At 67.5% G+C, this 12392-nt stretch carries 11 protein-coding genes; 6 read left to right on the top strand and 5 right to left on the bottom strand.

The genetic code is table 11. The features are described from left to right. Positions 1 to 30 precede the first annotated feature (30 nt). Together AC3ITN_RS06440 and AC3ITN_RS06435 are read left to right on the top strand one after the other, a co-directional pair. Positions 31 to 966: a LysR substrate-binding domain-containing protein gene (locus AC3ITN_RS06440; protein WP_489392407.1), complete on the top strand. Its 936-nt coding sequence runs from the start codon at positions 31 to 33 to the stop codon at positions 964 to 966. Positions 967 to 1074: 108 nt separating this feature from the next. Next, positions 1075 to 1368 carry a hypothetical protein gene (locus AC3ITN_RS06435; RefSeq protein ID WP_313348392.1) on the top strand — a complete coding sequence of 98 codons (294 nt, stop codon included), beginning with the start codon at positions 1075 to 1077 and terminating at the stop codon, positions 1366 to 1368. A gap of 98 nt (positions 1369 to 1466) precedes the next feature. Here AC3ITN_RS06435 and AC3ITN_RS06430 read toward each other — a convergent pair whose 3' ends face one another. Together AC3ITN_RS06430 and AC3ITN_RS06425 are read right to left on the bottom strand one after the other, a co-directional pair. Further along, on the bottom strand, positions 1467 to 2273 hold the full coding sequence (locus AC3ITN_RS06430; protein ID WP_489392406.1) for a DUF4349 domain-containing protein: 807 nt from the start codon (positions 2271 to 2273) through the stop codon (positions 1467 to 1469). Next, positions 2273 to 2629 carry a GFA family protein gene (locus AC3ITN_RS06425; RefSeq protein ID WP_489392405.1) on the bottom strand — a complete coding sequence of 119 codons (357 nt, stop codon included), beginning with the start codon at positions 2627 to 2629 and terminating at the stop codon, positions 2273 to 2275. The genes AC3ITN_RS06430 and AC3ITN_RS06425 overlap by 1 nt, the downstream gene beginning before the upstream one ends. A gap of 103 nt (positions 2630 to 2732) precedes the next feature. Here AC3ITN_RS06425 and AC3ITN_RS06420 point away from each other — a divergent pair, with 103 nt between their 5' ends. After that, entirely contained in the window at positions 2733 to 4541 is a 1809-nt protein-coding gene (locus tag AC3ITN_RS06420; protein ID WP_489392404.1) for a DUF885 domain-containing protein, read from the top strand. A gap of 579 nt (positions 4542 to 5120) precedes the next feature. On the opposite strand, the gene AC3ITN_RS06415 is transcribed toward AC3ITN_RS06420, so the two are convergent. Then, positions 5121 to 6956, bottom strand: a complete 1836-nt coding sequence (locus AC3ITN_RS06415; protein ID WP_489392403.1) for an ABC transporter ATP-binding protein — start codon at positions 6954 to 6956, stop codon at positions 5121 to 5123. A 99-nt stretch (positions 6957 to 7055) separates the two neighbouring features. Next, positions 7056 to 8618 carry a serine hydrolase gene (locus AC3ITN_RS06410; protein ID WP_489392402.1) on the bottom strand — a complete coding sequence of 521 codons (1563 nt, stop codon included), beginning with the start codon at positions 8616 to 8618 and terminating at the stop codon, positions 7056 to 7058. A 128-nt stretch (positions 8619 to 8746) separates the two neighbouring features. Here AC3ITN_RS06410 and AC3ITN_RS06405 point away from each other — a divergent pair, with 128 nt between their 5' ends. From AC3ITN_RS06405 to AC3ITN_RS06395, 3 genes are all read left to right on the top strand, one after another. After that, positions 8747 to 9184, top strand: a complete 438-nt coding sequence (locus tag AC3ITN_RS06405) for a VOC family protein (protein WP_489392401.1) — start codon at positions 8747 to 8749, stop codon at positions 9182 to 9184. Beyond that, positions 9181 to 9996, top strand: a complete 816-nt coding sequence (locus AC3ITN_RS06400; protein ID WP_489392400.1) for a DUF72 domain-containing protein — start codon at positions 9181 to 9183, stop codon at positions 9994 to 9996. The genes AC3ITN_RS06405 and AC3ITN_RS06400 overlap by 4 nt, the downstream gene beginning before the upstream one ends. A gap of 89 nt (positions 9997 to 10085) precedes the next feature. Further along, entirely contained in the window at positions 10086 to 11033 is a 948-nt protein-coding gene (locus AC3ITN_RS06395) for a DMT family transporter (protein ID WP_313348825.1), read from the top strand. Here AC3ITN_RS06395 and AC3ITN_RS06390 read toward each other — a convergent pair whose 3' ends face one another. After that, positions 11034 to 12194 (bottom strand): AAA family ATPase, encoded by a 1161-nt coding sequence (locus tag AC3ITN_RS06390; protein ID WP_489392399.1) that lies wholly within the window; start codon positions 12192 to 12194, stop codon positions 11034 to 11036. Positions 12195 to 12392 lie beyond the last annotated feature (198 nt).

Below are 12392 nucleotides of genomic sequence, written 5' to 3'. Positions count from 1 at the left end.
TCAGCCACAAATATGATTTGGGTCTCGCTCATGATCCTGCGCCCTGCCTTGCTGCCCGCGCTGGGGGTGTTCGCGGTCGCCGCGCGCCACCAGAATTTTGCCCATGCCGCCCAGGAGCTGCACCTGACCGCAAGCGCGGTGAGTCACCATGTGCGGCGGCTGGAAGAACTGCTGGGCACCGTGCTGTTCCAGCGCCAGGCGCGCGGGGTGCGCCTGACCGCCGAAGGCCGGCAACTGGCCGACGCGGCGGCGGCCGCGCTGAGCGATCTCAACGCGGTGGCCGGCAACCTGCACCCGCAGGCCGGCATCGTGCCCCTGCGGGTCACCACCCTGCGCTCGCTCTCCTACTGCTGGCTCGTGCCGCGGCTGCCGCGCTTCACGCGCCTGCACCCACGCATGCGCATCGAGCTGCAGACCAGCAGCGAGCTGGTCCGCTTCGACGAGAACGGTCCGGAACTGGGCATCCGCTACGGTCTTGGGCAGTGGCCGGGCCTGGCCGCGCACCACCTGATGGATGACGAGCTGTGCCCGGTGGCCTCACCGGCATTGTCCGGTGTGTCGGCCCTGCGCGAGCCGGCGCAGATCGCCACGCTGCCGCTGGTCAGCGACATGTCGCCGCAGGGCTGGCGCGACTGGTTCCGCGCCGCCGGCGTCCGCGGGCTGGACCTGCCCGCGCAGCACATCTTCAGCGACAGCACCGACGCCATGCGCGCGGCGGTATACGGCATCGGCGCGGTGCTGGCGCGCAAGCACATCGCGCAGCCCTACCTGCAGCGCTACGAGCTGGTGCGCCTGCCGGGTCCCGCACTGAAGGCGCGCTACGCCTATTACATCGTGCATCCGGAGCACCGCCCACTCAGTCCGACCGCGCTGGCGTTCATGGACTGGCTCAAGCGCGAGGCACAGGACGAACGCACGCCGATACCGGCGTTGCCGGATGAATTGCTGGGTTTGCCACCCGCCTGAACGAACGTCGCACGATCCGCGATGACGCGCCAGCCGCTGACCGATCCTCACCCGCTCTTGTCCGTCGGCTCGATAGGGTGGAATTCCCCTTCTACCCGAGACTTCCCCATGGCCATGTTGCGACTCAGGATCACCGGCAGCGAGGACAACGCGCGCGCCATCAGCGACCTGCTCCAGAGCATCGAGGGTATCGAGCACGTCGAGGAAACCGACGACCTGATGCCGCATATGGACGACGATGACTCCAGCTCGGCTGGCCTGTCCGACGATATCGGCCCGGGCACCCACGAGCTGGAAGTCGAGGTCGGCAATGAAAGCACCGCGCAGAAGGTGCGCGATGCGGTGCAGGAGCTTGCGCTGGAGCTGGATGTGTTCGTCGAATACGAGACCGACGAAGGCTGATCCCGCAGGCGACGCACGACCAACGGTCGTGCGCTACCCGGGTGGCGCGGGCCATGGTGGCGCTCGCTAGGTAGGTATAGACCGTTGGTCGATACGCTTCACCCGCGTGCCTGCGTCACCTTGCGCCGACGGCGTCGCCACAGCTTCAATCCGATCCAGCCGAACAGCCACGCCACCAGCACCACCGGCAGCAGTGCAGCCACGGCGCGGATCACGAATGCCACGCTGCTGTTCAGCGTCGCACCGAAGTCACTGAGCGCCTCGCCGATCTCGCTGCGGCTGCGCTGGCCGGACGGGGTCTGGAAGCGCAGCGTCAGCAACTGGGTGTCGATGCGACGGCGCTGGTTGGCGGCCTCCTTGTTGGCCTGCTCCAGCCCTGCCTCGATCTCCGACATCCGCTGCGTGACCACCAGCAGGTCCGCGATCTTGATGCTCTTGTCGTCCTGGTAGGCCAGCAGGCGCTCGTGTTCCTTCTGCAGCCGTGCCTTGGTCAACGCCGTGTCCGCCACCTGCTGGGCGAGGTCCTCGGCCTGGGTGTTGCGCGAGGCGACATCGCCGCCCTGGCCAGCCAACCCGATCAGCGGTTCGACACCCTTCGGCGCTATCCGCACGCGGATGGAACCGGACGGGTATTCACCGCCCTGCTGGCCCACCTGCAGCACCGCGCAGTCACCAAACCGGCTGGCCTGGCAGGCGTCGCTGATCTGCTTCACGCGCGGCCCGATCTGCGCCGCGTCGAGCTGGATCTCCACGTCGTGCTCGTAGGCCAGTGCGGCGCCTTCCGGCGACGCCACCGCGCCCGCGGCACTGGCGTCGGCCGCCACATGCTCCTTGTTGCTGCACCCGGCCAGGGCCAGCATCAGCATCCCTGCCACGGCGCCATGGCGCCATATCGTCCCTGTCATCACATGTTTGCTCCATCGAACGAGGTTATCTTCAGTCCGGTCAGGTCCAGCGCCGGCAGGCAGCGCACATTCACCGCCACCATCGCCTGCCCGCTGCGCGGGTCGACGCCTTCGCTGAACGGGGCAATCCCGCAGTCGCGGCAGTAATGGTGCTCCAGGTGATGCTTGTTGAACTGGTAGGTGGCCAGCTGGGCCGGGTCGGTACCGAGGGTCAGCGCCGCGCGCGGACCGAACCAGAGCAGGCCGCCGCGCCGCCGGCACAGCGAACAGTTGCAGTCCACGACCTCGGCAATCGGCTCATCGGCCTGGACCACGAACGCGATCTGCCCGCAATGGCAGCTCCCTTCGTACTGCATGGCACACCTCCCGGCGGGAAAGCACCATGGTAATCCAATGGCACGGGCGGGAACCCCGCCGTGGGGCCTATGCTCGGGGATTGACCACAGCACAGGATCGCCGATGCGCCAGCATCTTCTCGCCCTCGCCCTGATCGCCGCCCTCGGCGGTTGCCAGCAAGCCGATGCCCCCACCGCTGCAACCGGCACCACGGCAGCGACCGCCTCCGGTGATGCGGCCGTCGACGCCAGCTTCGCCGACCTGTCCAAGCGCGCCCTGGACACCTGGATGCAGCTGTCGCCGATCAGCGCCACCCAGATCGGCGACCACCGCTACGACAGCGAGATCGATGACCTGAGCGCAGCCGGCCAGCAGAAGATGCTGACCGCGTACAAGGGCCTGCTCGGCGATCTGGACAAGGTCGACGTGAGCAAGCTCTCGCGCGAGAACCAGGTCGACGCGGCGATCCTGCGCAACCAGCTGCAGTCCGAGATCTGGAACGCCGAGGTGCTGCAGGCCTCCAAGTGGGACCCGCAGATCTACAACGGCACCGCCGGCAGCGCCCTGTACGGCCTGATGGCACGCGAGTTCGCGCCGCTGCCGGAGCGGCTGAAGTCGGCCACCGCGCGCATGGAAAAGCTGCCGCAGATCTTTGCCCAGGCCCGCGAGAACCTGGACCCGGCGCGCGTGCCGAAGATCCATGCCGAAACCGTGGCCAAGCAGAACCGCGGCATCCTCAGCATCGTCGATACCTTCATCACTCCGCACATCGGCGAGCTGCCGGCCGAGGACGGCAAGCGCCTGCAGGCCGCCATCGATGGCCTGAAGAAGGCGGTGGACGAACAGCAGACCTGGCTGGACAAGACGCTGGTGCCCAACGCCAAGGGCGACTTCCGCATCGGCGCGGAGCTGTACGACCAGAAGCTGAAGTTCGCGCTGAATTCCTCGCTGTCGCGCGCCGAGATCGGCGAGCGCGCACGCGCCGAACTGACCCGCGTACGCCAGGACATGTATGGCATCGCCCAGACCGTGCTCAAGGACAAGCCGGGCGCACCGGCGCTGCCGGCCAATCCGAGCGACGCGCAGCAGCAGGCCGCGATCGAGGCCGCGCTTGAACTGGCGTATGCCGACAAGCCGGCCCGCGACAAGGTGGTCGACGACGCCAAGGCGGCGCTCGCCCAGTCCACCGAATTCGTGCGCAAGCACGACCTGATGACGCTGCCCGATTCGCCGGTGGACATCATCCTGATGCCGGAATTCCAGCGCGGCGTGGCCGTGGCCTACTGCGATTCGCCGGGCCCGCTCGACAAGAACCTGAAGACCTTCTACGCGGTGTCGCCGATTCCGGACGACTGGACCGACAAGCAGGTCGACTCGTTCCTGCGTGAATACAACAGCCGCATGATCCACCTGCTGAGCATCCACGAAGGCACGCCGGGCCACTACCTGGAAGGCTGGCATTCGGGCAAGTTCCCCTCCACGCTGCGCGCGGTGCTGCGTTCGGGCCTGTTCGCGGAAGGCTGGGCGGTCTACACCGAGCGGATGATGCAGGAACAGGGTTACCTGGATAACGACCCGCTGTTCCATCTGGTACAGCTGAAGTTCTACCTGCGCACCATTTCCAACGCGATCCTGGACCAGGGCGTGCACGTGGACAACTGGACCCGGGAGCAGGCGATGCACCTGATGACCCACGACGCGTTCCAGCAGGAAAGCGAGGCGTCGGGCAAGTGGGTGCGCGCACAGCTGACCTCGGCGCAGCTGCCGACCTACTTCGTGGGCGCGCAGGAGCACTTCGACACCCGCAAGGCCGTGCAGGAAAAGCAGGGTGACACGTTCAACCTGAAGGCCTACCACGACCAGATGCTGTCCTACGGCGCCCCGCCGGTACGCTTCGCCCGCCAGCTGATGCTGGACCAGCCGATCGAGTGATGGGCGGGTAGTGCCTGCTGTTGGTCGGCAACCATGCAAGATGCGAACGGCCCGGTGAAAACCGGGCCGCTTTTTTTTGGGTTCGCTCTTCGATCATGGCTATCGCGAGCGTTGAGGGCCCCGTCGCGGCCGGCAGGCCCCTATGCAAATGTCCCCCGGCGTCGGCATGCGCCGCCGCCTCCTCCTTTACTTTGCCAGGGACCTGCCGGCCGCGACGGGGCTCGGCTTGCGGTCCGCAGGAAAAGGCAAAAACCGGGACGGAGGACGTTAATCAGGGACGGTCAGGGTTAACCTCCTCCGTCCCCTTTTTAGGCATTGCCAGAGACCTACCGCCCGCGACGGGGCTGCGCTTGCGGTTCGCGATGGAAAAGCGGATGTCACGCTGCCAACGCCGGTGGGTCGAGTGCCGGGTCGCCTTGCCCTTGTAGGCGAAGTAAAGGAGGAGGGGGCGGCCGCAGGCCGACGCCGGGGGACATTCGCCGGAAAGGGTAAGGCGGCCCGGCGCTCGATTCACCGGCAGCCGCTGTTGAGGAAGGGTATGGCGGCCCCGCGCTCGTCCCACCGGCAACCGCGTCTCCTTCACCCCACATCAGCCGCCACAAACCCACCGGTCTGGCGCGCCCACAGCCGTGCGTACAGGCCACCTGCCGCGACCAGTTCGGCGTGCGTGCCGGTTTCCACGATGCGGCCCTGGTCCATCACCACCAGCCGGTCCATGCGCGCGATGGTGGACAGACGGTGCGCGATCGCGATGACGGTCTTGCCTGCCATCAGGTCGTCCAGGTTGTCCTGGATCGCCGCTTCCACTTCCGAATCCAGTGCCGAGGTTGCCTCGTCCAGCACCAGGATCGGCGCGTCCTTCAACAGCACGCGTGCGATGGCGATGCGCTGGCGCTGGCCGCCGGACAGCTTTACCCCGCGCTCGCCTACATGCGCGTCATAGCCCTGCCGCCCTTCGCTGTCGCGCAGCGTCTCGATGAAGGCCGCCGCACGCGCCTTGGACACCGCCGCCTGCAGCTGCGCTTCGGTAGCATCGGGCCGCCCGTACAGCAGGTTGTCGCGGATCGACCGGTGCAGCAGCGAAGTGTCCTGCGTGACCACCCCGATCTGCCGGCGCAGGCTTTCCTGCGTGACCGCCGCGATGTCCTGGCCGTCGATGCGGATGTGCCCGCTTTCCAGGTCGTACAGGCGCAGCAGCACGTTCACCAGCGTCGACTTGCCCGCACCCGACGGCCCCACCAGGCCGATCTTCTCGCCCGGCTTCACCGCCAGGTCCAGCCCGGCGATCACCCCACCCTGCTTGCCGTAATGGAAGTGGATGTCGTCGAAGCGCACCCCACCCTCGCGCACCACCAGCGGCACCGCATCAGCGCGATCCTGCACGCTCAGCGGCTGCGAGATGGTGGTGATGCCGTCCTGCACCGTGCCGATGTCCTCGAAGATGCCGTTGATGGTCCACATGATCCAGCCGGACATGTTGTGGATGCGGATCACCAACCCGGTCGCCAGCGTGATCGCGCCCACGCTGATGTTGCCGTGGCTCCACAACCACAGCGCCAGCCCGCAGGTGCCGGCGATCAGGAAGCCGTTCACCACGGCGATGGTCAGGTCCATGCTGGTGGTGATCCGGGTCTGCCGACGGTGCTTGACCGCCAGCTCCTCGATCGCCTCTGCCACATAGGCCTGCTCCCGGCCACCATGGGCGAACAGCTTCAGCGTGGGAATATTGGTGTAGCCGTCCACGATGCGGCCCATCGCCTTCGAGCGCGCTTCGGACGCGATCCACGCCCGTTCCTTCGCGCGCGGCACGAAGTACCACATGATCACCACGTAGGCGGCCAACCACAGCAGCAGCGGAATCATCAGCCGCGAGTCGGCCTGCGCGAACAGGTACAGCGCGGTACCGGTGTAGACCACGATGTACCACAGCGAATCGACCATCTGCACCGCCGACTCGCGCAGCGACGTGCCGGTCTGCATGACCCGGTTGGCCATGCTGCCCGCGAAGTCGTTCTGGAAGAACGACAGGCTCTGGCGGACCACGTAGTTGTGCATCTGCCAGCGCGAGCGGTTGCTCAGCCCCGGCACGATGGCCTGGTTCACCAGCAGGTTGTGCAGGCCGACCAGCACCGGCCGCGCGATCAGCGTGATGGCCGCCATCCACAGCAGCGTATCGGCGTGCCGGGCGAAGAAGCTGGCATCCGGCTGCTCGCTCACCATGTCCACGATGCGGCCGAGGAAATCGAACATCGCCACTTCCACCAGCGCCAGCAGCAGCCCGGCGATCAGCGTGGCCAGCAGCACCGGCCATACCGGGCGCAGGTAGTGGAGGTAGAACGGCACCACGCGACGCGGCGGCATGCGCGCGTCGATGGGCGGGAATACCGGAATCAGCGCCTCGAACCAGCGGAACATCCTGTCACCTGAAACAACCATCAAGGTGCCAAGTATCCCACGGCCGACGTAAACGCGGCCGCAAGGCGACAGCGCCGGCGCTTGGCCGGCGCCCGCCTGTTATTTGACCGGCGTCAGCAGCAGGTCCTGGAAATCGAAGCTGAAGTCGGTCAGCGACGACACCGCCTGCATGCGCACGTCGCGCACCTTGCCGTCCGGGTCCAGGCTGAAGGTGACGAATGCATCGGCATTGAGTGAGCGGTCGTCCCAGCGCACGATGAAGGTGTCGTGCTGCCAGTGTTCCATCGTGCCGACCAGCTGTGCCGTCTTGCCGAAACGCAGGCGCAATGTGCCGTTGCGCTGCTCGACAAACACATCGCCGTACCAGGCGTCGCGATAGCGTCCCGCGTAACCGGCCAGCGGCAGCGACGGCGTCGACGTCCCATCGCGTGCGGCCTGGTGCGCGGCCCAGCCTTCGTCGGCCTTGTCCTGCGCCTTGGCAACCGCGGCGGCATACGCAGCCACCCAGTCGGTCGCCGGGGCACCCAGGTAGGCGTCCAGCACGTCCATGGTGATCGCGCTGAAGGCGGCCCCGACTTCCTGGTTGGTCAGTACCACGATCCCCAGTTTGTGCTCCGGTACCAGCGTGACGCGCGAGACCATGCCCGGCCAGCCGCCGGTGTGCCACACCAGTTTCTGGCCGCGGTAATCGCTCAGGCTCCAGCCCTCGCCGTAGCCGGCGAAGTTGGGCCGCGCGGCGGCCAGCGCCGGCACGCTCGGTTCGGGCACCACCTGCGGGGTGATCATCTGCCACATCGCCTGCTGCGACTTCGGGCTGAACAGCGGCGTGCCGTTGTCCAGCTTGCCCTGGGCCAGCTGCACGTTCATCCAGCGCGCCATGTCGTGCGCGCTGGAATAGATGCCACCGGCGCCCGCGTTGTTGGACCAGGTCAGTGGGGCGACGGTACGCAGCGTGCTGAAATCGTACTTGGCATGACCGACAGCGGCCTTGTCACCGGGCTGCAGGTGGTCGGCGTTGAACCGGGTACCGCCCATGCCCACCGGGGTGAAGATGTGCTGCTGCAGGAAGTCCGCATAGGACTGGCCCGAGACCTTCTCAATCACCTGCTGTGCCACCGCGTACAGGATGTTGTCGTAGGCGTAGCGGTCGCGGAAACCCGCTTTCAGCGGCACCTTGCCCAGCCGCTGCACCACCTCGGCGTTGCTGTAGCCGGTGGTCGGCCAGAACAACAGGTCGCCGGCGCCCAGGCTCAGCCCGCTGCGATGCGAGAGCAGGTCGCGGATCCGCATTTCGCCGGTCACGTACGGATCCGACATGCGGAACGACGGCAGGTGGTCGATCACCCGGTCGTCCATCTTCAGTTTGCCCTGCTCGGCCAGCAGGTTCAGCGAGGTGGCCGTGAACGCCTTCGTGTTGGAGGCGATCGCAAATAGGGTGTCGGCCTCGACCTTCGCCGGCTTGCCCAGCTCACGCACCCCGTAGCCACGCTCGAACACCACCCGCCCGTCCTTGACCACGGCCACGGCAATGCCGGGAACATCGAACTGGCTGCGCACACGTTCAACGGTGGCATCCAGCCGCTGCAGCTCGGTCGGCGCGGCAGCCGACGCCAGGGGTGCGCACGCCAGCAGCACAAGGCCTCCGATCCAGGATGTCTTCAAACAGTGTCTCCGGTTGCATGTTGCAGGGGCGTCGAGGCCACGAGACCCCACGCCGGGTTTCGCGCGATGGTAACGCGGCCGGTCGCAGGCTCGCCTGTGCCAGAAGCCGCCCACCCCGGATTACCCTCATGACCGCGCCCGACATCGGCTCCACCATCATTCCCTGCCTCCGCTACCGTAATGCCCGGGCCGCCATTGCCTGGCTGGAACGCGCGTTTGGCTTCCACGCACAGGCGGTGTATGCCGACGGCGACATCGTCTTCCACGCCCAGCTGGTCTACGGCCACGGCATGATCATGCTCGGCTCGGTCGACAATGGCGGCGACTGGGGCGAGCTGGTGGTGCAACCGGAGGACGTGGACGGCCGCGAAACCCAGAGCGCCTGCGTGATCGTGACCGATCCCGATGCCCATTACGCGCGTGCCGTCGCCGCCGGTGCCGAATTGGTCATCGACATCGCCGACCAGGAATACGGCGGCCGTGGCTATGCATGCCGCGACCTGGAGGGCCACCTGTGGTGGTTTGGCAGCTACAACCCGTGGCACGCCGAGGCCGGCACGCCATGAGCGGTGCCCCCGGGCCGATCCGCACCGGCATCGGCGGGTGGGTGTTCCCGGCATGGCGCGGCGGCACGTTCTATCCGGCCGGCCTGCCGCAGCGCGAGGAGCTGGCGCATGCCAGCCGGCAGCTGGGCTGCATCGAGATCAACAGCACCTTCTACCGCGCACAGAAGCCGGCGGTGTATGCGCAGTGGCGGGAGCAGACCCCGGAAGGCTTCCGCTTCTCCGCCAAGGCCCCGCGCACCATCACCCAGACCCGCGACCTGGCCGCCGCCGGTGCCCGCGCCGACGGCTTCATCCAGGGCATTGCCGCGCTGGAAGACCGGCTGGGCCCGCTGGTCTGGCAGTTCGGCGAAACGCACCCGGCCGGTGCGCAGGAGTTGGACCGTTTCCTCGATGCCCTGCCCCGACAGGCAGGGGGTCGGCCGCTGCAGCATGCGCTGGAAGTGCGCAATGCGGCGGCGTGGACACCGGAGCTGGTCGCCATGGCACGTACGCACGGCGCGGCGCTGGTGTTCAGTGGCTCCGGCGATTACCCCAGCTTCGCCGACCCGACGGCAGACTTCGTCTATGCGCGGCTGATGCAGTCGCGTGCGAACCTGCGCGCCGGCTATCCCGAGCGCACCCTGACGCAATGGTGCCTGCGCGCGATGCGCTGGGCGCGCGGCGAGGACAACCCGGACCTGCCGCACGTGGCCACCGATGCCCAACCCAGCGCGCCACGCGAGGTGTACATGCTGTTCATCGGTGCGGCCAAGCATCGCAATCCCGGCGCGGCCGTGGCGTTGCGGAAGCAGCTTGAACAGGTGGGAGCGTAGCGCCACGCCCTGCGTGGCTGCCACGCAGCATTCAAGATTTTCCGCCAGGAACAGCCACGCAGGGCGTGGCTCTACGGCACAATATGCGGATGCCGATGACCGACACCCGCAAAGCCCTGCTGCAGATCCACTTCTGCGTGCTGTTGTGGGGCATCACCGCCATTCTAGGCAAGCGCATCTCCCTGCCCGCGCTGCCGCTGGTGTGGTGGCGCATGCTGCTGGTGGTGGCCATGCTGGCCCTGCTGCCACGCGTATGGCGTGGACTGCGCCAGCTGTCCCCGGCCCTGTTCGCCGGCTACTGCGGGGTGGGCGCACTGGTCGCGCTGCACTGGCTGACCTTCTACGGCGCGGTGAAACTGGCCAACGCCTCCGTGGCCGCCACCTGCATCGCGCTGGCCCCGGTGTTCACCGCCGTGATCGAACCGTGGGTGGCCAAACGCCCCTTCCAGCTGCGCGAACTGGCCTTCGGCATTGCCGTGCTGCCCGGCGTGGGCATGGTGATCGGCGGCGTCCCCGACGGGATGCGCGTGGGCGTGCTGATCGGCGCGGTGTCGGCGCTGCTGGTGGCGATGTTCGGCTCGCTCAACAAGCGCCTGGTCAGCCACGCCGACCCGCTGACGGTCACCGCCGTGGAACTGGGGGCTGGCACCGTGACCCTGACCCTGCTCGCACCGCTGCTGCCCTTCCTGCTGCCGGCGCTGGCCAGCCCGCTGTGGGTGGTGCCGGACCTGCGCGACAGTCTGCTGCTGTTCGCCCTGGCCGGCGTGTGCACGCTGCTGCCCTTCGCGCTGGCGCTGGTCGCGCTGCGCCACCTCAGCGCCTACACCGTGCAGCTGGTGACCAACCTGGAACCGGTCTACGCGATCCTGCTGGCGATGGTGCTGCTCAGCGAACAGCATGAACTGACCCCGCTGTTCTACGGCGGCGTGGCGATCATCGTGGGCGCAGTGTTCCTGCACCCGCTGCTGAACAAGCGCAAGCCGGTGCAGCACCCCGAAATCCTGGGCACGTCCGAGGCGCGCAACATCGTCGATTGATCAGCGTTCGGGCCAGTACCACGCAGGGGCATCCAGCAGCCCCTGTCCCACCAGTGTGGTCCGGCTCAGCTGTTTTTCCAGCGCGATGGCATTGCACAGCGACGATTCGCGCAACGCCGCCACCAGCCGGGTCGCATGCGACACCACCCACAGCTGACTGCGCGCCGTTGCGGCAATGATCAGCCGGCCCAATGCCGGCAGCAGGTCCGGGTGCAGACTGGTCTCCGGTTCGTTGAGCACCATCAGCGGCGGCGGACGCGGCGTATGCAGCGCCGCGATCAGCAGCAGATAGCGCAGCGTGCCATCAGACAGCTCGGCCGCCGCCAACGGGCGCAACAGACCCGGCTGGTGAAACTTCAGATGCAGCCGCCCTTCGCTGCCATCGATCTGCACCTGCGCACCGGGAAACGCATCGTCCACCGCGTCTGCCAGCCCCTGCGCATCCCCGATCTCCACGATGGTCTGCCATGCCGCCGCGAGGTCGCGCCCATCGTGGGCCAGCACCGGCGTGCGCGTGGCCAACGGTGCCTGCCGCGCGGGCGCATCGGCGTCCGTGCGGAAATGATCATAGAACCGCCATGCCCGGATCGCTTCGCGCAGCGTCAGCACTTCCGGCATCCGCTGCGGGTCGGCCAGCTGCGAGAACACACTGTCGAACACCGACAGATGCTCGTCCACCACCTCCCACTGCCGGCCATGGCGGCGCCGCACCAACGGCCCGCGACGCTGGACCAGCACGTTGCTGCTGCGCAGGAACGGACCGGCCCACACGCTCTCGCATTTGATCTGCGGGTCCAGCGCGAACGCTGACAGGCTCGGCGCGGGATACCCTAGATCGATCGCGTAACCGAAGTCATCGGCCGCAAAGCCCAGCCGCAACGCCACCGGCGGGCTGCGTGCAGCGCCCTGCACCGGCACCTCCCCCTGCAGCATGGCCCGGCTGGTCTCCGCAGGACCCGCCCACAGCGCCGAACCCAACCCACCCTCGCGCGCCAGCCCTGCCGCCACCCCGCCCTGCGCCGTATCGGCCAGCAACCGCAGCGCGCGATACAGACTCGACTTGCCACTGCCGTTGTCGCCAGTCACCAGATTCAACCGCCCCATCGGCACGACCAGGTCGTGCAACGAGCGGTAACGGGAAATAGCCAACGTCTGGAGCATGGGCGAGGGCCAAACAGGAAAAAGGGCATGCAGGATGCCGAGCACAAGTCGCAGGTACTGCGACGGTTCTGTACTCGGTCGAAGACGACACTTTTGACCTGGCCCCTTCCGCGGCCACCAGCCCTCTGTCGAGGGTCGACCGGGGCGGGTTTGCGGGGGAATCGGCGCCATGGATGGCGACCGCTTAGCCCCCAGGGA

The sequence above is a fragment of the Stenotrophomonas sp. KH_036_B genome (assembly GCF_057839485.1).
Note: the sequence above shows the minus strand (reverse complement) of the source record. Positions and strands in the feature narration are given on the sequence as shown.